Here is an 18,604-nt window from a genome sequence, read left to right as displayed (position 1 = left end):
GCGACGGCGACGGCGGCGGCTCGGTCACTGTGAGGGGCGCGACGGCGACGGCGGCAGCGGCTCGGTCACCCGGGCCGGCGTGACGATCCGGTAGATCACCGCGCCCGCGACGTATCCGGCGGCGATGACCACCAGCACGAGCAGTGACCTGCCGTCCGGCGGGAGCAGTGCCGCCGCCAGGGCCGCGGCCAGCACGTAGCTGCCGTTGAAGAGCATGTCGTAGATGGAGAAGGCCCGGCCGAGGTAGGCGTCCTGCAGGTCGCGCTGGACGGCGGTGTCGGCGCAGATCTTGATGCTCTGCCCGGCGATGCCGAGGACGAAGCCCGCGGCCGCGAACCCCCACTGCTGGAACGGCGCGCAGAGCGCCAGCGTCAGCACCCCGGCGGTGACCAGCATGGCCGGGACCCACCGCTCGATGCCGAAGCGCTCGGTGGCCCACGGTGTGACCAGGATGGCGAGGAAGTAGCCGACCCCCGAGGTGGCGACCACGACGGAGACCGCGTTCAGCGCGTCCTCGGCGTTCTCGGCGAAGTAGTAGCGCGACAGCAGCACGATCATGGCCGTGCACATGCCGTACATGAACCGGTGGGTGGCCATCGCGCCCATCGCCGCGGCGGCGGCCCGGTGCCGGGAGAGGTGCCGGACGCCGTCGGCCAGGCCGGTCAGCACGTGGCGCACGGCCTCGCGGGCCTGCGGCCGGTCGGGATCGTAGGCGGGGCCGAGCAGCCGCCTGCCCATGGTCATGGAGATGAGCGCGCTGAGCCCGAAGACGAGACCGGAGACGACCAGCAGCACCGCCGTACCCGGGTGGCCGGAGCCGAAGATCGCCCGGAGCAGGTAGCCGGCGCCGATGCCCACGAAGGTGAGCACGGTGCCGGAGGTCGGGGTGACGGCGTTGGCCACCATCAGCCGGTCGGCCGGCACGACGTGCGGGAGCGAGGCCCCCAGCGCGGCCAGGAAGAAGCGGTTCACCCCGAGCACGCCGAGCGCGGCGGTGTAGAAGAGCCCGTCGGGGGCGTTCGTGGCGACGAGCGCCGCCGCGGCGAGCAGCAGCGCCCCGCGGACCAGCGGCGCGACCACCAGGATCTGCCGCCGCGACCAGCGGTCGATGAACACCCCGACGAAGGGGCCCAGGATCGAGTACGGGAGCAGCAGCACGGCCAGCCCGGCGGCGATCTCCACCGCGCTCGTGCTCTTCTCCGGGCTGAAGAACGCGAACCCCACCACGGCGAACTGGAAGATCCCGTCGGAGAACTGCGAGACCAGGCGGGTCGCGTACAGCCTCCGGAAGTCCCGACCTTCCAGGACCACGCGTAGATCGGATGCGAATGACACGCGCTCAGCCTATGTGCGACGGCGACGGGCGGGCATCGGGAACATCCCTGACGGGGTAGTTGGACATTTCGTACCTTTGCCTACGTATCGCTTAGGGGGCGCGGTAAACCGACATGATCACGTACCCTCGGTCGGGTGACACCTGATGAACACGTTGTGCTTGTCGACACCGAGGGAAACGCGATCGGCACGGCGGCCAAGGCCACGGTGCACGGTCTTGACACTCCCCTCCACCTGGCCTTCTCCAGTTACGTGTTCGACGAGCAGGGGCGGGTCCTCCTGTCCCGCCGCGCACTGCACAAGATCACCTGGCCGGGGGTGTGGACCAACAGCTGTTGCGGCCACCCCCTGCCCGGCGAGCCGCTTCCCGAGGCGGTGACCCGCAGGCTCTCCCACGAGCTGGGCCTCGCGGCCGGCCAGGTCGATCTCCTCCTGCCCCGCTTCTCCTACCGCGCGGTCATGGACAACGGCACCGTCGAGCGGGAGCTGTGCCCGGTCTACCGGGTGCTCGTGACCGCGGAGGCGGCGCCCAACCCCGACGAGGTCGACGACGTCCGCTGGATGCCGTGGAAGGAGTTCACCGACGGGGTGCTCGGCGACCGGCTGGCGATCTCTCCCTGGTGCCGCGAGCAGGTCCCCCAGCTGGCCGAGCTCGGCGCCGACCCGCTCGAATGGCGGGCCGCCGACCCCGCCGACCTCCCGCCCGCCGCCCGCTGACCCGCCCGCCGAGGCGGCGGTCCCACATCCCGGTGGTGTGAGGGCCTCCCACATCGGCGGCCGTTTCCACGGCGAGAGCCCCCGGCCCATGTGGGCCGGGGGCTCTCGCCGTTCACCGTTCGGTCGCCGTGCGGCGCCGGCAGGTCAGCGCTCGACCTCGCCGCGGATGAACTTCTCCACGTAGTCGCGCGCCTCGTCGTCGGAGTACTGCTCCGGCGGTGACTTCATGAAGTACGAGGAGGCGGACAGGATCGGGCCGGAGATGCCCCGGTCAAGGGCGATCTTGGCGGCGCGCACCGCGTCGATGATGATGCCGGCGGAGTTGGGGGAGTCCCAGACCTCCAGCTTGTACTCCAGGTTGAGGGGAGTGTCGCCGAAGGACCTGCCCTCCAGGCGCACGTACGCCCACTTGCGGTCGTCGAGCCACGGCACGTGGTCCGACGGGCCGATGTGCACGTCGGCTTTCTGCATCTCGTGCGGGATCTGCGAGGTGACCGACTGGGTCTTGGAGATCTTCTTGGACTGCAGGCGCTTGCGCTCCAGCATGTTCATGAAGTCCATGTTGCCGCCGAAGTTCAGCTGGTAGGTGCGCAGCAGCTCGACACCGCGGTCCTCGAACAGCTTGGCCATCACGCGGTGCGTGATGGTCGCCCCGACCTGCGACTTGATGTCGTCACCGACGATCGGGACCCCGGCGTCGACGAACTTCTGGGCCCACACGGGGTCGGAGGCGATGAACACCGGCAGCGCGTTGACGAACGCGACCTTGGCGTCGAGGGCGCACTGGGCGTAGAAGCGGTCGGCCTCCTCCGAGCCCACCGGCAGGTAGGACACGAGGACGTCGACCTTGCTGTCCTTGAGGACCTGGACGACGTCGACCGGGGCCTCGTCGGACTCCTCCACCATCTCCCGGTAGTACTCGCCGAGACCGTCGTAGGTGGGACCGCGCTGCACCGTCACGCCGAGCGGCGGCACGTCGCAGATCTTGATCGTGTTGTTCTCCGAGGCCACGATCGCCTCGGACAGGTCGCGCCCGACCTTCTTGGCGTCCACGTCGAACGCCGCGACGAACTCCACGTCGCCGACGTGGTAGTCGCCGAACTTCACGTGCATCAGGCCCGGCACCCGGGCACCGGGATCGGCGTCCCGGTAGTAGTGCACGCCCTGAATGAGCGACGTGGCACAGTTGCCTACACCGACAATGGCTACGCGCACCGAACCCATGGCACTCGCTCCCCTTTGTTCTCTCAGTGGTCAGTTCTCTTCCGGGGTGGCGTGCCGCCCCGTCGTGCCCGTCCCTGGCGCGGGCGCCCTGGACGTCTCGTCTCGCGCGGGCCGCCGTTCCCCCTCCGGCGGCGATGCTCGCCGTTCGGTGGCGATCAGCTCATTCAACCAGCGCACTTCGCGTTCGACCGACTCCAGTCCGTGACGCTGGAGCTCGAGGGTGTAGCTGTCCAGCCGTTCGCGCGTACGGGCGAGTGCCGTGCGCACGGCGTCCAGACGTTCCTCGAGCCGGCTGCGGCGACCTTCGAGGATGCGCAGGCGCACCTCGGCCTCGGTGTGCCTGAAGAAGGCGAAGTGCACGCCGAAGCTCTCGTCCTCCCAGGCGGACGGGCCGGCCTGGGTGAGGAGTTCCTGCAGGCGTTCCTTGCCCTCCGCGGTCAGTTTGTAGACGATCTTCGAACGGCGGCCGGGGAGCACGATGGCGCTGTCGGCGGCCGTGGTGGCCGCGGCGGCGTCGCCGTCTTCGACGATCAGCCCGTCGGTGAGCAACTGGCGGAGGCACGGGTAGAGGGAGCCGTAGGAGAACGCCCGGAACATGCCGAGCAGGGCGTTGAGCCGTTTGCGCAGCTCGTAACCGTGTAGCGGGGTCTCGTGCAACGACCCGAGCACGGCCAGCTCCAGCACGCCGCCACGTCCGCCGGCCACTGGAAACCACCACCTCTCGCGTCGATGTATCGAACCGATACATCGACAGGATACGTCCATTCAACATAAGGCTGCAATCAGCGACTTTCCCAAGAGGTTGGGAGCAAACCGCAAAAAGCCGTAGTCTGGCGCGTATGTGGTCACAGCAGGCGGTGGTGGGACACGGCCCCCGCGCGGCGTGGACCGCTTTTCAATGCCGGGAATCCCGCGTCAACGCGGGGGAGGTCTGCCAAGGTTGTTGCCCGAACCACCTGGCGATCTCGTTCGTCCCGGGAATGGAGATCCACCCGAATAGGCCGGCTACCAGTGAGCCAAGGCGACGAGGTCTCCGTTGATCAGGAGGTAGTCTCGCCCGCCTGCACGCCGTCATAGACCCCGATGACCAAACGAGGACGCGTGAGTTACAGCCACAGCAATGACCCGGAGCCGGACGGGCGCCAGGAAGGCGCCGACGGATCGGCTCGCCAGGGGCGGCGCCGTCGCTCGAGCCCAGGAGCCGCTCCCCGTGCAGTTCCCCCATCACAAAACCCCCAAACTGACGCGAGCTGGGATCCTTCCCGGCAGGCACCGCAGGCCCGGCCACCGCAGAGAGCGGGGGCCGATCCCCGCACCGCGATGATGCCCCAGCACGGCGGGATGCCCTACCCCGGCGGCGCGCCGTCCCAGCAGCCCGGCGGACCGCCCCGGCGCGACGCGGGCGCCCCCGGCGGCATGCCGCCGCGCGGCCCCGGCGGCCCTGGCGCTCCCGGTGCTCCCGGCGGGACTCCCCAGCGCGGCCCCGGCGCCCCCGGCGAGGCGCGCCGACGCGACACCGACCCGACCGGCCGCCGCACCGAGGCCGCCTTCGAGGACACCCAGTCGATGCTCGCCGCCCAGGCGGGCGGCGGGCGTCCCGCCGGTCCGAGGCCGGGTGAGGGCGGGCGCAGGCGCCGCGGGCGTGGCGCGAGCGGTCCCGCCGCGGGCGGACCCGAAGGTCCCGAGGGCCCCGAAGGTCCCGGGGGCGGCGGTCCCGACGGCGACGACGAGCCCAAGAGGTGGACGCGCTTCCTGCCCAACTGGAAGATCGTCATGGCCAGCTTCGTGGTGCTCAGCGCGGGCGTCTTCGGCATGATCGCGGTCGCCTACGCCAACACGCCCATCCCCAACTCCACGCAGGCCAGCGTGGACGACCGGGGCAGCGTGATCTACTACCGCGACAAGAAGACCCCGATCGCGCGGATCGGCATCCAGCGCGTCCCGGTGAAGCTCGCGCAGATTCCCACGCACGTCCAGGACGCGGTGATCGCCCTGGAGAACCAGACCTTCCGCACCGACAGCGGCATCGACCTCGCGGGCATGGCCCGCTCGCTCTGGAGCACCGTGAGCGGGACCCAGCTCCAGGGCGCCTCGACCATCACCCAGCAGATGGCGCGCGGCTACTACGACGGCCTCAGCCAGGAGGTCTCGATCCAGCGCAAGATCAAGGAGATCTTCGTCTCCGTCAAGCTGAGCAAGACGATGGAGAAGGACCAGATCCTCGAGGAGTACTTCAACCTCATCTACTTCGGTCGCGGCGCGCACGGCATCCAGGCGGCGGCGAAGACGTTCTTCGGCAAGAACGTCGGCCAGCTGACCGTGCCGGAGGGCGCCTACCTGGCCGCCCGGGTCCAGAACCCGAGCGCCTTCGACGTCCAGGAGCAGAAGGGCGACTACTCCGCGATCAAGTGGCGGTTCGGCGCCGCGCTCAAGAACATGGCGGAGATGGACCCCGCCAAGTACGGCAAGTACGCGGGAAGCTCCTTCGAGGCCCTGAAGTTCAAGAAGGCCAAGGTCACGAACACCTACAAGGGTCTCAAGGGCTACATGCTCAACATCGTCCTGCGGGAGCTCAAGGGGCGGGGTATCGAGCAGGAGGACCTGGAGACCGAGGGCTACAAGGTCTACACCACCTTCGACGAGAAGATGATGGAGGCGGCGCAGAAGGCGGTGAAGGCCCGTACCTCCGGCCTGGAGCGGACCATCCACGCCAGGCTGGCCTCGGTGGACCCGAAGAACGGCCGGGTGCTCGCCTTCTACAGCGGCGACGACTTCGTCAACGACTCCGTCAACCGCGCGTTCGACTCCACCAAGCAGGCGGCGTCGGCGTTCAAGCCCTACGTGCTCGCGGCCTGGCTGGAGAACGACAAGTCGCTCGACAGCCTGGTGGACGGCATGCGGACGATCAAGATGCCCGGCACCACCCCGATCAGCAACTCGGGGAACCAGGCGTTCGGGCCGATCGACATGGTCAAGGCCATGGCCAGCTCGGTCAACACCGCCTTCGTGCAGATGGGCAAGGAGGTGACCCTCGAGGAGGTGGCGAGGATCGCCAAGGAGGCGGGGGTCGGTGAGACCACCAAGTACAACCCCCTCTACAAGCGCAAGAACGCTGTCGACTACGCGGTCGAGGAGCAGAAGTACCAGGTCACCATCGGCAGCGCCTCGGTCACCGCGGTCGAGCAGGCCGCCGGTTACGGGATCTTCGCCAACGAGGGCAAACACTACAACTGGCACACCGTCACCAAGGTGACCACGGTCGACGGCTCCGTCGTGCTCCCCGAGCAGATCGTCGAGAAGCAGGTCATCACTCCCGAGACCGCGGCCGACACGACCGTCGCGCTGCAGGCCGTCGTCAAGGGCGGCACCGGTGGCGCCGCCAACCTCGGCACACGGCCGGTGGCCGGCAAGACCGGCACGAACAACGGCTACAAGGACGCCTGGTTCGTCGGCTTCACCCCGCAGATCGTCACCGCGGTCGGCATGTCCAACGACGTGCCCTACAACAGGGCCGGGACGCGCAAGCTCAAGGTCAACAAGTACGGCCTGCCGAACGGGAAGATCAAGGACGAGAACATCCTCTGGAAGGAGCAGCCCATGCCCGAGTTCATCGGCGGCGGCGGCACTCCGACCCAGATCTGGCACGACTACATGCAGGTCGTGACCGCCAAGGACGAGGTCCTGCAGTTCCCGCCGAGGGCCAACACCGGGACGCGGAACAACCTGGTCACGCCCACCCCGACGCCCAGCCCGACGCCGACGATGGACGACACCAACCCGTTCCCCAACGAGAACGGCGACGACGGCGGCTGGCCGCCGAACGACAACAACGACGGCGGCGGCGAGCAGGGCGAGCCCGACGGCCGCGAGTGCCTGCCCTGGGACGGCTCGTGCGACGTCGGCGAGAACGGCGAGCAGGGCAACGGTCCGCCGAACGGCGAGCTGGAACAGAACGACGCGCCGGGCGCGGCCGGCACACCCGGCACGCCGGCCGCGGCCCTGGTCCCGACACCCTCGGCGAGTGGACGGCGTCCCTGATGAAGAACCTCCTGTCGCCGCGAAGCCCGCTGCCCGAGTTAGGCACCCGGGCCATCCCGTACCTGCCCCTGGCCCTGTTCGCTGGGCTGGGGGCGGTCCTGGCCTGGTTCTGGAAGTGGCCGTGCCGCGTCGACGGGGCGTGGAACCACGGGACCCTGCAGTTCACGAACTTCTGTTACACCGACATCTATCCCCTGTGGTGGAACGAGAAGCTCAACGAGGGCAAGATCCCTTACTTCGACTATCCGGTCGAGTACCCCGTCGGCATCGGCGGGATCATGGAGTTCTTCCGCCGGATCGTCACCCCGATGAGCGACCAGGGGACGGCGTTCTACGACCTCACCGTCATCCTCATGGCGCTCTGCCTGGTCGTCGGCGTGCTGCTGATGGCCACGCTGGCCGGTCCCGCCAGGCGCTGGGACGCGCTCTGGTACGCCCTGGCCCCCGCGCTGATCCTCACCGCGTACATCAACTGGGACCTGGCGGCCAACGCCCTCGCGCTGGGCGCGCTGCTGGCCTGGTCGAAGCGCAAGCAGTGGCTCGCGGGCATCCTGCTCGGCCTGGCGATCGCCACCAAGTTCTACCCGCTGATGTTCCTCGGCCCGCTGTTCCTGCTGACGCTGCGCACCGGCAGGTGGATGCCGTTCCTCAAGACGATCGGCGGCGTCGCGGGCGCCTGGCTCGTCGTCAACGTGCCGATCATGGTCTTCGCCTTCGACGGCTGGAAGAGGTTCTACGTCTTCAGCCAGGAGCGACCGGCCGACTGGGGCTCCATCTGGTACTTCTTCAACCAGAAGCAGTGGCCGGTCCTGGGCGACTCCGAACTCCTCGACAAGCTGGGTGTCATCTCGCTCGCCGCGTTCTGCCTGGCGATCGCCGTGATCACCCTGACGGCCAGGACCCGTCCCCGCCTGATGCAGCTGTGCTTCCTCACCCTGGCGGCGTTCATGCTGACCAACAAGGTGTGGTCGCCGCAGTACGTGCTCTGGCTGATCCCCTTCGCGGTGCTGGCCAGGCCGGGCTGGAAGCCGATCGCGCTCTGGCAGCTCGCCGAGTGCTGGTACTTCTTCGCGATCTGGCTCTATCTGGTCGGCATCCAGCCGGGCAACGAGGCGCTGGGCATCTCGGGCGACACCTACTTCACCGCGGTGTGGGCCCGCGCGATCACCATCCTGATCATGATGGCGTTCGTCGTACGGGACATCTTCGTCCCCGACAAGGACGTGATCCGCGAGGATGGGACCGACGACCAGGCGGGCGGCGTCTTCGACGGGGCACCCGACCGCTTCCGGCTCGCGCTCTCCTAGCGCGGGGACGGAGCCGTTCGCCGGGCGTCCGCGTCCGGCGGGCGGTGCGTTCGCCGGGGTGGCGGGGCCCGGGTGGGTGCGTTCGCCGAGGCGGCGGAGCTCGGACGGGTGAGTCCGCCGAGGTGGCGGGGACCGGGACGAGGGTGTCCGCCGAGCGCCCGGCGAGGAGGCAGGAGGCAGGAGGCAGGATGGGTCCGTTCGGCGAGAGTCCGAGTCTGGCGGTCCGCCGAGCTGATCCGGAACAATTCGACCTTGTGACCACTCCTTCCGCTCCCCCTCGCGACACCTCTCCGCGTGACACCGCGACGGAAGGGCTGCTGCTCTGGCTGGCCTCCCGCCTGGGAATCGTCGTCCTGGTCGTCGTCGGCGCGCAGGCGCTGATGGAGGGGGACGCCGTACCGAAGCCGTTCCTGGAGCGCTGGCGCAACTGGGACGCGAACCTCCTCATCACCATCGCCGAGCACGGCTACGACGGCGTCCCGGGCAGCGAGCCCGACAGAGGGCTGCCCGCCTTCTTCCCCGGAATGCCGCTGATGCTCCGCGCGGTGCATCTCGTGATCGACGACTGGACGCTCGCCGGTCTGCTGATCTCCCTGGTGGCCGGTGCCGTCGCGATGGCGGCGCTCGCCAGGCTGGCCGAGTTCGAAGGGCCGCCGGGAACCGGCCGGCGCGCGGTGCTGGCGCTGCTGCTCTGGCCGATGGCGGTGTTCCTGTTCGCGGGCTACAGCGAGTCGCTCTTCCTGGCCTTCGCCATCCCGGCCTGGCTCGCGGCGCGTCAGGGCCGCTGGCCGCTCGCCGCGGCCCTGGCGGCGGGCGCCTCCTGCGTGCGCATCACCGGCCTGTTCCTGGCCGTCGCGCTGGTCGTGGAGTTCCTCGTCCGCAGGCAGCCCCTGCGGCAGGCGGCGTGGCTGCTCCTCCCGTTCGTGCCGCCGGCGCTCTACTCCGCCTACCAGTACTCCCGTACGGGTGACTGGCTGGCCTGGAAGAGCGCGCAGGAGGCCGGCTGGGGGCGTCACATGGTGTGGCCCTGGGAGTCGCTGATCACGACCTGGAACGCGGCCGCGGGCGAGGGGCGGATGGCCTGGGCGTTCCGGATGGAGATCGCGGGGGCGGTCGTCGGGGTCGGGCTCGTGCTGGTCCTGCTCTTCCTGCGGAGGTGGAGCGAGTTCGTCTACGTGGGGCTCCAGGTGGGCGCCCTGCTGTGCTCGGCCTACTACCTGTCGGTCCCGCGCTCGGCGCTGCTGTGGTGGCCGCTCTTCATCCTCATCGCCAGGGCGAGCGGCGGGCCGGCGCCGTGGCAACGATGGATCATCATCTTCTACGCCCTGATCGTGGGCCCGTTGATGGCGCTCAACGTGTTGATCTTCGCCGACGGGGCCTGGGTGGGCTGATCGGCGGGGCTCCTCCTTACCCACTCTCCAGGAAAAGTAATCCCATGAAGTTATCCACAGGCTGTGGACCAACTCTCGCCCGCCGACGGCGGCCCCTCACCGCTGAGCCTCGTCTCAGAGCCTCGTTTCCAGAGCTTCGTCTCAGAGCTTCGTCCTGAGGAAGGCGATGTCCTCGGCCTGGCCGTCCAAGGGGGTCTCCACCACGATCGGGGCGTTCGCGCTCCGGCACACCTCCAGGATGAGCTCGGGGTCGATCTGGCCCGCGCCGAGGCTCGCGTGCCGGTCGGCGCCGGAGTCGAAGGCGTCGCGCGAGTCGTTGCAGTGGATCAGGTCGATCCTGCCGGTGATCGCCATGACCCGCTCGACCACGTCCGCCAGGTCCTCGCCGCCCGCGTGGGCGTGGCAGGTGTCGAGACAGAAGCCCACGTCGAAGCCGTCGAGCGCGTCCCACAACCGGGCGATGCGCTCGAGCTTGCGCGCCATCGCGTTGCCGCCGCCGGCGGTGTTCTCGATGAGCACGGGGACCTCGTGCTCCTCCAGGCGCTCGAACACCTTGCGCCAGTTGTCGAAGCCGGTCTGCGGGTCGTCCCCGGCGCCGACGTGCCCGCCGTGGACGATCAGCCCCCGGGCGCCCAGCTCGGCCGCCGCCGCGAGGTGCGAGCTCAGCAGCTTGCGGCTGGGGATGCGCACCCGGTTGTTGGCGGTCGCCACGTTGATCACGTAAGGGGCGTGGACGTAGACCTCCACGTCCGAGTCCTTGATCTCCCGCGTCTTCTCACCGATGACCGGGGCCTTCCAACCCTTCGGGTCACCGAGAAAGAACTGCGCGACCTCGGCGCCGCGCGCCCTGGCATGCGCCAGCGGGTCGTCCTGGTCGACATGAGCTCCGATAAGCGGCATGTATCCGAGAGTAGCCGTTTCAACGCCGAGGGCAGGGGCAGTCGCAGGTCGCGCCCCACCGCCCGCCCCCACGGGCCAACCCCAAGGAGTTCCAAGTGGCTGCTCGCTATCGCAGAGGGATCAGTCTCATCGGCCTCATCTACATCCTGATCGGCCTCTACGTCGCCTGGGTGTACGAATACATCACCCCCGCGCTCCTGAAGGACATCGCCGAGGCGCTGCTCGCGGTGTTCCTGTGGTTCCTCATCCTGCTGGGCGTGGATCTGCGCCTGGCCGGCTAGCCGTTCCCCGTCCGCGTGCCGCTCGTCGGCCCGGCCCCCGCGGCCTGGCCGCCGCGGCACGACCTTCGCCGGTATGGCCCTCGTCAGGTTCGGGACCCTACGGGAGGAAACCCCCGTTGCGGATGCCGAAGGCCACGCCGACGAACGAGGCCACGATGCCCACGATGTTCAGCGCGCGCTCCTGCGTCGTCGCGGAGATGTACTGGGAGTAGAGGCCGCCGAAGAACCCCAGCACCCCGAGGAACGACGCGACGGAGTGCGCTGCAGGGATGAACCCGGCCACGAAGGCGATCAGCCCGCAGAGGATCGTGCAGACGCTCAGCGCGTTCTCCAGGGGGTGGCGCCGCCCGTCGCTGTTCAGCCTGAACCGGGAACGCCCGCTCCGGCCGTGTCCGGACGCATGCGGCATCTTCCCCGCCCCCCTTTCCCGGTGAGGACATGTCTCACCAGGACCTTCCCGTTTCCCCTGATGGGGACGTGCCCGGCGAGGTGACGGCCCAACCCTTGCCGGACTGGTAGGCTGGCAAGGCTACGTCGAATGGGTGTGTCATGGCCCACCCTCCACCCCGAGCGCCGAAATGGGAGCCCGGGGTGAAGTACGTCAGCGTCCTCCTGTCACGGCACGGTGTCGTGACCGCAAGAGTCCAGAGGAGGTTGGAAGTCAGCATGCGCCGTTACGAAGTGATGGTCATTCTTGACCCCTCGCTCGATGAGCGTACGGTCGCCCCTTCCCTCGACCAGTTCCTCACGGTCGTCCGCAACGACGGCGGCACCGTGGAGAAGGTCGACGTGTGGGGTCGCCGCAGGCTGTCCTACGACATCGCGAAGAAGCCCGAGGGCATCTACGCCGTCATCGACCTGAGCGCCGAGCCCGCCACGGTCAAGGAGCTCGACCGGCAGATGAACCTCAACGAGGGAATCCTGCGCACCAAGGTCCTGCGCCCGGACGTGCACTAATCTCCGGCATTTTGTCGGGCGGCAGCCGTACTCTGAGCCGATAACCAGCGAAGGCCGCAGGAAGGGCAGCGCTAGCCATGGCAGCAGGCGACACCACGATCACCATCGTCGGCAACCTCGTCGACGATCCGGAGCTGCGCTTCACCCCCACGGGGCAAGCGGTGGCCCGGTTTCGCATCGCGTCCACTCCGAGGTTCCTCGACAAGACGACCAACGAGTGGAAAGACGGCGAAGGCCTGTTCCTGACCTGCAACGTGTGGCGGCAGGCGGCGGAGAACGCCGCCGAGAGCCTCCAGCGCGGCATGCGGGTCATCGTTCAGGGACGGCTCCGCCAGAGGTCTTACGAGACCAAGGAAGGCGAGAAGCGCACCGTTTACGAGGTTGAGGTCGACGAGGTCGGCCCCTCCCTGAGAAACGCGACCGCCAAGGTCAACAAGACCGCCCGTCAGGGCGGTGGTGGCGGCGGTGGCGGCTTCGGTGGCGGCCCCGCCAACGACCCGTGGGCCTCCGCGGCGCCGGCCGCACCGCAAGGTGGCGGCTTCTCCGGCGGCGGTGGCAACAACTACGGGGGCGGCGGCGGTCAGCAGCAGCAGGGTGGCGGCGGCTTCGGCGGCGGCGACTTCAGCGACGAACCGCCCTTCTAGGGACGCTCCTCCGGGACGGCCACGATCGCGTCCCGAAATCCCAGTCCATATCCGCAGCGACCATTCCCGCCTGACGGCGGGGCTCTGAAAGGAGCACCACGATGGCCAAGCCGGCACTGCGCAAGCCTAAGAAGAAGGTTTGCCTGTTCTGCCACGACAAGATCTCCTACGTCGACTACAAGGACACGGCGCTGCTTCGGAAGTTCATCTCCGACCGCGGCAAGATCCGTGCCCGCCGGGTGACGGGCAACTGCACCCAGCACCAGCGTGACGTGGCGACCGCTATCAAGAACGCTCGTGAGATGGCGCTCCTGCCGTACATGAGCACCGCGCGCTAAGGAGGTCCGGACAGATGAAGCTCATTCTCACCAGTGAGGTCACCGGCCTCGGCGCCCCCGGCGACATCGTCGAGGTCAAGAGCGGCTACGGCCGTAACTACCTGCTTCCCCGCGGCTTCGCGATCCTCTGGACGCGTGGCGGCGAGAAGCAGATCTCCTCGATCAAGAAGGCCCGTGACGCTCGCGAGATTCGCGACCTTGGCACCGCCAAGGAAGTCGCCGGCCAGCTGCAGGCCCTGAAGGTGGTCCTGAAGACGAAGGCCGGCGAGTCCGGCCGCCTCTTCGGCTCCATCACCACGGGTGACGTCGCCGAGGCCGTCAAGGCCGCCGGTGGCCCCCTGCTCGACCGCCGTCGCATCGAGATCGCCTCCGCGATCAAGAGCCTCGGTTCCCACCGGGTCAGCGTCAAGCTGCACCCGGAGGTCTCCGCGTCCCTCGATGTCGAGGTCGTCGCGGCCTGACAGGCCCCGTGCGACAAGGGCCCCTCTCCCGTTCGCGGGGAGGGGCCCTTGTCCTTTCCCGGCCCTTGTCCTTTCCCGGCCCTTGTCCTTTCCCGGCCCTTGTCCTTTCCCGGCCCTGACCGTTTCCCGGTCGTCGCCGTTTCCGGGCCCTGACTGTTTCCGGGCGTCGCCGTTTCCCAGCCGTCGCTGTTTTCCGGCCGTTGCCGTTTCCCGGTCCTCGCTGTTTCCCGGCCGTCGCTGTTTCGCGGTCCTCGCCGTTTCGCGGTCATCGCGCCGGCCTCCTCCCGCCGGCTCGGAAGCCGGCGGATACCGGCCTTCCCGGCCCTCCCACGGAGCCTGAGGATTGGCGGAAACCCCCTTTTCCGCCGGGAAATTTCATATTCTGATACCCCGTTACCCCAGGTCACTGCGAGTACATACAATTCGGGAACCGTTGCTTCGGCCTGGAGGTTTTGTCATGGTCCGTCCCTCGACGCTGTTCGCGCTCGGTGCCCTCGCGGCGACCGCGGTGGCCTGTGCGCCGGCCTCGGAAACGACGACCCAGGCAAGCCCCGCGTCCTCAGGCGCCTCGGGGACCTCCACGGCTCCCAGCGCCTGCGCCAAGGGCAGTCCCGCGCTGAAGACCCCCGGCAAGCTGACCATCGGCACCGACAAGCCCGCCTACGATCCGTGGTTCAGCGACGACGACCCGGCCAACGGCAAGGGCTTCGAGAGCGCGGTCGCCTACGCCGTCGCGGACCGGCTGGGCTTCGCCAAGGGTGACGTCACCTGGGCGACGGTGAAGTTCGACTCCGCGTTCGCGCCGGGCGCCAAGCAGTTCGACTTCGACGTCAACCAGGTCTCGGTGACCCCCGACCGGGCCAAGGTCGTCGACTTCAGCAAGGGCTACTACACGGTCAAGCAGGCCGTGGTCGCGCTGGACGGTTCCAAGGTCGCCTCCGCCACGGATCTGGCGGGCCTGAAGGACGCCAAGATCGGCGTGCAGATCGGCACCACCTCGCTGCAGGCGGTCAAGGACGTCATCAAGCCGTCGTCAGAGATCAACGTCTACAACGAGCAGATCGACGCCGTCAACGCGCTGAAGAACAAGCAGGTCGACGCCGTGGTGGTCGACCTGCCCACCGCCTTCTACGTGACCGCGGCCCAGGTCGAGAACTCCAAGATCGTCGGCCAGTTCGGCGCGGCCTCGGGGGAGCCCGAGGTCTTCGGCGCGGTCTTCGAGAAGGGCAGCCCGTTGGTGGGCTGCGTCAACAAGGCCATCGACGAGCTGACCGCCTCCGGTGAGCTGGCGAAGATCGAGACCGAGTGGCTCGGCTCCGCCGCGGGCGCACCGGAGCTGAAGTGACCCTGGAGTCCCCTCCGACGTCGCCCATGCCCATGCCCGGAGCCGGAACCACGGCCGGAGACAGAGCCGCAACCGTAATCGGGGCCGGGGCCGGGGCCGAGGGTTCGCCGCGGGCGCGGAGCGCGTACGGCCCGCGGCACGGCGGCGCCCGATGAGGAACGACGAGCGCCTGGGGGTCCCCGCCGACTGGGCGAAGAGCGAGCGGCAGCTCGAACGGGAGCGGCTCCGCAGAAGGTCGTCGATCCGTTCGGGCTCCGTCGCGACGGTCTCGACGATCCTCGTGATCGTCCTGCTGCTCTGGCTCTTCACCACCTCACCGGGCTGGCCCCGGGTGCGGGAGACGTTCTTCGACCTCGACCAGCTCATCGAGGCGCTGCCGGACGTGCTGAGCGGGTTCCTGCTCAACATCAAGATCTTCCTGATCGCCGAGCCGCTCATCCTCGTGGTGGGAATGCTCGTCGCGCTGGCCCGCAACCTCACGGCGCCGGTGTTCTTCCCGCTGCGCGCCCTCGCGGTGATCTACACCGACGTCTTCCGCGGCGTGCCCACGATCCTCGTCATCTACCTCGTCGGCTTCGGCCTGCCCGCACTCGGCCTGCAGGGCACGCCGACGGACCTCGCGACGCTGGGCATCATCGCGCTCACCCTCTCGTACGGCGCGTACGTGGCGGAGGTCTTCCGGGCCGGCATCGAGTCGGTGCACCCCAGCCAGCGGGCAGCCGCCCGGTCCCTCGGGCTGAGTCACGGCCAGACCATGCGTCACGTGGTGCTGCCGCAGGCCGTGCGCAGGGTGGTGCCGCCGCTGCTCAACGACTTCGTCTCGCTGCAGAAGGACACCGCGCTCGTCGCCACGATCGGTCCCCTGGAGGCGTTCAGGCAGGCGCAGATCCACGTCGCCAGCACCTTCAACTACACCCCCTACCTGGCGGCGGCGCTGCTGTTCATCCTGCTCACCATCCCCATGGCCCGCTTCACCGACTACCTGGCGGCCCGCTCGCAGCGGCGGCGGGGCCAGTGAGCGGGCGGACCGGGGCGGGCGGCGGCGTCCCGTCGTCCGGTGGGACGGCGACGGCACGGGAGGAGAGGGCATGAGCCTGCTGGCCATCGAGGGTCTGTGGAAGAACTACCGCGGCCACAGCGTGCTGCGCGGGATCGACCTGGAGGTCGAGCCGCACGAGGTGGTGTGCCTGATCGGCGCCTCCGGCTCCGGCAAGTCCACCCTGCTGCGCTGCGTCAACCTGCTGGAGACCGCCGACGACGGCACGATCACCCTGGACGGTGAGGAGATCACCGATGCCAGGACCGATCCCGACGGCGTGCGCAAGCGCATGGGCATCGTGTTCCAGGCGTTCAACCTGTTCCCGCACATGAGCGTGCTGGACAACATCACGCTGGCGCCGCGCAAGGTGCACAGGACGGGCAGGAAGCAGGCCGAGTCGCAGGCCCGCGACCTGCTGGCCAGGTTCGGCCTGGCGGACAAGGCGGACGCCTACCCCGACCAGCTCTCCGGTGGCCAGCAGCAGCGTGCCGCCATCATCAGGGCCCTGGCCACCCAGCCTCGCCTGATGCTGCTGGACGAGGTCACCTCGGCCCTGGACCCGGCGCTGGTCAAGGAGGTGCTCGGGATCATCCGGGAGCTCAAGGAGGGGGGCATGACCATGGTCCTGACCACCCACGAGATGGGTTTCTGCCGGGAGATCGCCGACACCGTCTGCTTCCTCGACGGCGGCGTGCTCCTGGAACGAGGCACCCCCGAGCAGATCTTCACCGATCCTCGTGAGCCTCGTACCAGGGAGTTCGTGCAGAGTGTGATCGACGCCCGGCGCCTTTGACCTCTTCCCGCTCCCGGATTCCGGGGCTCGTCCAGGCCTCGGCGGACGGTCTCAGCGGCGGTGCCTGCCGCGGGGCCCGGCGGCGGATCCGGGACCGCCGGGACCGCCGGGCGGGCCGAACGGAGGACCGGGCGGGCCGCCCGGCGGTCCCGGCGGGCCGGGTGGACCGGGCGGGCCCGTCCGTCCGTCCCCGGGGCCGTACTGGTAGCGCTCCGGGGCGGGAGGTGCGGGAGGCTCGGGGAGAGGCCGCGCCGTCGTGGCGAGCACGCTGTTGCGCCTTCCGTACACCAGGTAGACCAGCACGCCGAAGGCCATCCAGATGATGAAGTACAGCCAGGTGATGAGCTGCAGGTTCACCATGAGCCACAGGCAGGCGAGGATCGAGGCCATCGGCACGCCGGGAGAGAGCGGGGTGCGGAAGCCTCGGGGCAGGTCCGGCATCGTCTGCCGCATCCTGACCACCCCGCCGGCCACGGCGATGAACACGAACAGGGCCCCGATCACGACCAGCGGTTCGAGCGTCAGCACGTCCACGAACTCGGCCAGCAGGATCGCGAGGAAACCGATGATCACCGTTACCCTCGTCGGGCTGCGGTAGCTACGGTTGATCTTGGAGAGCGAGCGGGGGATCAGCCCGTCGCGCGCCATGGAGAACAGCACGCGGGTCAGGCCGACGAGCAGCACCAGGACGACGGTGGTGAGACCGAGCACCGCCCCGATGTTGATGACGTGCACCATGAAGCCCTCGCCCGCCTCGCGGAAGGCGCTGGCGAGCGGGGCATCCGTGGAGATCTTGTCATACGGGGTCATCCCGACCATGATCACCGCGACCGCGATGTAGATGACCGTGGTGAGCACCAGCCCGCGGATGATGCCCCTCGGGATCGACCGCGGGGCGTCCTCGGACTCCTCGGCGGCGGTGGCCACGACGTCGAAGCCGATGTACGCGAAGGTGATGGCCGCCGAGGCGGCGAAGATGCCGAACCAGCCGAACGTGCCCGTCTGGCCGAGGAGGAGGCCGAGCAGCGGGGAGTCCAGGGCCTCCTCCGCCTTCCCCGCGGGCACCGCCGGCACCGGGATGGCCGCGAGGTTGCGCTGGTCGAAGTGGAGGGCGCCGACCACGATGACCGCGCCGACGGCCAGCAGCTTGGCGACCACGATGACCCACAGGGTGCGCAACCCGACACGGGCGCCCAGGGCCACCACGGCCGTGAGGACCGCCAGGATGAACAGCGTGAACAGGTCGAAGCCCGTGGTCTGGCCGACCACGCCCGCGATCACCTCGGGAAGGCGCACGCCGAGGTCGGTGAGCATCTGGGCGGCGTAGAGCGACCAGGCGCGGGCCACCGCGGCCGTGGCCAGCAGGAGTTCCAGGACCAGCGCCCATCCCACGACCCAGGCCCAGACCTCGCCGAAGATGACGTAGGCGAAGGTGTAGGCGCTTCCCGAGCTCGGCATGGCGGAGGACAGCTCGGCGAAGCAGAAGGCCACGAGCAGGCTGGTGATTCCTGCGATCATGAAAGAGAGGATCACGCCCGGTCCGGCCATGTTCGCCGCCTGGCGGCCGGCGAGGCCGAAGATGCCCGCGCCGATCATGACCCCGATGCCGAGGACGATGAGGTCCGCCCCGCGATAGGCCGTGGGAAGGCCGTGGCGCGCACCGGTCAACCGGCCTGTGGCATGGCCCGGCGGCATGCGGCGAACGATCGACGAAGAAGGACCTTCGGGCACGACGTGACCAATCGTGGTGGGCTGATAACCCTATATTGTTGGACTCGTTTCACAGTGCCGCAGGGGAGTTCCACCGGACAAGGGTTATCCGATCACGTCGTGG

General features: G+C 69.0%; 18 protein-coding genes. 12 read left to right on the top strand and 6 right to left on the bottom strand.

Translation table 11 applies throughout. From position 1 onward, the window contains the following. Positions 1-24 precede the first annotated feature (24 nt). Positions 25-1,335 carry an MFS transporter gene (locus tag AB0G15_RS12395; RefSeq protein WP_362838026.1) on the bottom strand — a complete coding sequence of 437 codons (1,311 nt, stop codon included), beginning with the start codon at positions 1,333-1,335 and terminating at the stop codon, positions 25-27. Between the two features lie 135 nt (positions 1,336-1,470). Between AB0G15_RS12395 and idi the strand changes: the two genes are divergently transcribed. After that, the gene (idi, locus tag AB0G15_RS12390; RefSeq protein WP_362688166.1) at positions 1,471-2,052 is read left to right on the top strand and encodes an isopentenyl-diphosphate Delta-isomerase; all 582 of its coding nucleotides are present in this window, start codon (positions 1,471-1,473) and stop codon (positions 2,050-2,052) included. A 144-nt stretch (positions 2,053-2,196) separates the two neighbouring features. Here idi and AB0G15_RS12385 read toward each other — a convergent pair whose 3' ends face one another. Then, positions 2,197-3,276, bottom strand: coding sequence for an inositol-3-phosphate synthase (locus AB0G15_RS12385; protein WP_362838023.1), 1,080 nt, complete (start codon positions 3,274-3,276; stop codon positions 2,197-2,199). 30 nt (positions 3,277-3,306) lie between these two features. Continuing rightward, on the bottom strand, positions 3,307-3,981 hold the full coding sequence (locus tag AB0G15_RS12380; RefSeq protein WP_344744221.1) for a PadR family transcriptional regulator: 675 nt from the start codon (positions 3,979-3,981) through the stop codon (positions 3,307-3,309). Between the two features lie 615 nt (positions 3,982-4,596). On the opposite strand from AB0G15_RS12380, the gene AB0G15_RS12375 reads away from it, so the two are divergent. From AB0G15_RS12375 to AB0G15_RS12365, 3 genes are all read left to right on the top strand, one after another. Continuing rightward, entirely contained in the window at positions 4,597-7,314 is a 2,718-nt protein-coding gene (locus AB0G15_RS12375) for a transglycosylase domain-containing protein (protein ID WP_362838019.1), read from the top strand. Beyond that, positions 7,314-8,621 (top strand): glycosyltransferase 87 family protein, encoded by a 1,308-nt coding sequence (locus AB0G15_RS12370; RefSeq protein ID WP_362838016.1) that lies wholly within the window; start codon positions 7,314-7,316, stop codon positions 8,619-8,621. Before AB0G15_RS12375 ends, AB0G15_RS12370 begins: the two co-directional genes overlap by 1 nt. Before the next feature lie 254 nt (positions 8,622-8,875). After that, positions 8,876-10,012 carry a hypothetical protein gene (locus tag AB0G15_RS12365; RefSeq protein WP_362838013.1) on the top strand — a complete coding sequence of 379 codons (1,137 nt, stop codon included), beginning with the start codon at positions 8,876-8,878 and terminating at the stop codon, positions 10,010-10,012. A gap of 141 nt (positions 10,013-10,153) precedes the next feature. On the opposite strand, the gene AB0G15_RS12360 is transcribed toward AB0G15_RS12365, so the two are convergent. Then, positions 10,154-10,912, bottom strand: coding sequence for a deoxyribonuclease IV (locus tag AB0G15_RS12360; RefSeq protein WP_362838010.1), 759 nt, complete (start codon positions 10,910-10,912; stop codon positions 10,154-10,156). Between the two features lie 95 nt (positions 10,913-11,007). On the opposite strand from AB0G15_RS12360, the gene AB0G15_RS12355 reads away from it, so the two are divergent. Next, entirely contained in the window at positions 11,008-11,193 is a 186-nt protein-coding gene (locus AB0G15_RS12355) for a hypothetical protein (protein WP_362688145.1), read from the top strand. A 97-nt stretch (positions 11,194-11,290) separates the two neighbouring features. Here the strand turns inward: AB0G15_RS12355 and AB0G15_RS12350 are convergent, their stop codons facing one another. After that, on the bottom strand, positions 11,291-11,602 hold the full coding sequence (locus tag AB0G15_RS12350) for a hypothetical protein (protein ID WP_362838008.1): 312 nt from the start codon (positions 11,600-11,602) through the stop codon (positions 11,291-11,293). A gap of 257 nt (positions 11,603-11,859) precedes the next feature. Here AB0G15_RS12350 and rpsF point away from each other — a divergent pair, with 257 nt between their 5' ends. The 7 genes from rpsF to AB0G15_RS12315 all read left to right on the top strand — a co-directional run bounded on the left by rpsF (position 11,860) and on the right by AB0G15_RS12315 (position 16,770). Further along, on the top strand, positions 11,860-12,150 hold the full coding sequence (gene rpsF / locus AB0G15_RS12345; RefSeq protein WP_030919721.1) for a 30S ribosomal protein S6: 291 nt from the start codon (positions 11,860-11,862) through the stop codon (positions 12,148-12,150). Positions 12,151-12,227: 77 nt separating this feature from the next. Continuing rightward, the gene (locus AB0G15_RS12340) at positions 12,228-12,794 is read left to right on the top strand and encodes a single-stranded DNA-binding protein (protein WP_362838005.1); all 567 of its coding nucleotides are present in this window, start codon (positions 12,228-12,230) and stop codon (positions 12,792-12,794) included. A 101-nt stretch (positions 12,795-12,895) separates the two neighbouring features. Continuing rightward, the gene (rpsR, locus tag AB0G15_RS12335) at positions 12,896-13,132 is read left to right on the top strand and encodes a 30S ribosomal protein S18 (protein WP_012895699.1); all 237 of its coding nucleotides are present in this window, start codon (positions 12,896-12,898) and stop codon (positions 13,130-13,132) included. A gap of 14 nt (positions 13,133-13,146) precedes the next feature. Continuing rightward, positions 13,147-13,593, top strand: coding sequence for a 50S ribosomal protein L9 (gene rplI / locus AB0G15_RS12330; RefSeq protein ID WP_344744211.1), 447 nt, complete (start codon positions 13,147-13,149; stop codon positions 13,591-13,593). A gap of 457 nt (positions 13,594-14,050) precedes the next feature. Next, complete coding sequence (locus AB0G15_RS12325) at positions 14,051-14,938, top strand: ABC transporter substrate-binding protein (protein WP_362838001.1); 888 nt, start codon at positions 14,051-14,053, stop codon at positions 14,936-14,938. 151 nt (positions 14,939-15,089) lie between these two features. After that, the gene (locus AB0G15_RS12320) at positions 15,090-15,956 is read left to right on the top strand and encodes an amino acid ABC transporter permease (protein WP_362837998.1); all 867 of its coding nucleotides are present in this window, start codon (positions 15,090-15,092) and stop codon (positions 15,954-15,956) included. Between the two features lie 70 nt (positions 15,957-16,026). Next, positions 16,027-16,770 (top strand): amino acid ABC transporter ATP-binding protein, encoded by a 744-nt coding sequence (locus tag AB0G15_RS12315; RefSeq protein ID WP_362837995.1) that lies wholly within the window; start codon positions 16,027-16,029, stop codon positions 16,768-16,770. A 51-nt stretch (positions 16,771-16,821) separates the two neighbouring features. Here the strand turns inward: AB0G15_RS12315 and AB0G15_RS12310 are convergent, their stop codons facing one another. After that, entirely contained in the window at positions 16,822-18,465 is a 1,644-nt protein-coding gene (locus AB0G15_RS12310; RefSeq protein ID WP_362837993.1) for an amino acid permease, read from the bottom strand. Positions 18,466-18,604 lie beyond the last annotated feature (139 nt).

It is taken from the genome of Streptosporangium sp. NPDC023825, assembly GCF_040639575.1.
Taxonomy (GTDB): Bacteria; Actinomycetota; Actinomycetes; order Streptosporangiales; family Streptosporangiaceae; genus Streptosporangium.
Note: the sequence above shows the minus strand (reverse complement) of the source record. Positions and strands in the feature narration are given on the sequence as shown.

Excerpts from the sequence above, each read along its gene's own strand:
- AB0G15_RS12310 (WP_362837993.1), bottom strand. The coding sequence starts at position 18,465 with ATGCCGCCGGGCCATGCCACAGGCCGGTTGACCGGTGCGCGCCACGGC.
- AB0G15_RS12360 (WP_362838010.1), bottom strand. The coding sequence starts at position 10,912 with ATGCCGCTTATCGGAGCTCATGTCGACCAGGACGACCCGCTGGCGCAT.
- AB0G15_RS12350 (WP_362838008.1), bottom strand. The coding sequence starts at position 11,602 with ATGCCGCATGCGTCCGGACACGGCCGGAGCGGGCGTTCCCGGTTCAGG.
- AB0G15_RS12315 (WP_362837995.1), top strand. The coding sequence starts at position 16,027 with ATGAGCCTGCTGGCCATCGAGGGTCTGTGGAAGAACTACCGCGGCCAC.
- rplI (WP_344744211.1), top strand. The coding sequence starts at position 13,147 with ATGAAGCTCATTCTCACCAGTGAGGTCACCGGCCTCGGCGCCCCCGGC.
- AB0G15_RS12340 (WP_362838005.1), top strand. The coding sequence starts at position 12,228 with ATGGCAGCAGGCGACACCACGATCACCATCGTCGGCAACCTCGTCGAC.
- rpsR (WP_012895699.1), top strand. The coding sequence starts at position 12,896 with ATGGCCAAGCCGGCACTGCGCAAGCCTAAGAAGAAGGTTTGCCTGTTC.
- AB0G15_RS12320 (WP_362837998.1), top strand. The coding sequence starts at position 15,090 with ATGAGGAACGACGAGCGCCTGGGGGTCCCCGCCGACTGGGCGAAGAGC.
- AB0G15_RS12370 (WP_362838016.1), top strand. The coding sequence starts at position 7,314 with ATGAAGAACCTCCTGTCGCCGCGAAGCCCGCTGCCCGAGTTAGGCACC.
- AB0G15_RS12385 (WP_362838023.1), bottom strand. The coding sequence starts at position 3,276 with ATGGGTTCGGTGCGCGTAGCCATTGTCGGTGTAGGCAACTGTGCCACG.
- rpsF (WP_030919721.1), top strand. The coding sequence starts at position 11,860 with ATGCGCCGTTACGAAGTGATGGTCATTCTTGACCCCTCGCTCGATGAG.
- AB0G15_RS12325 (WP_362838001.1), top strand. The coding sequence starts at position 14,051 with ATGGTCCGTCCCTCGACGCTGTTCGCGCTCGGTGCCCTCGCGGCGACC.
- AB0G15_RS12375 (WP_362838019.1), top strand. The coding sequence starts at position 4,597 with ATGATGCCCCAGCACGGCGGGATGCCCTACCCCGGCGGCGCGCCGTCC.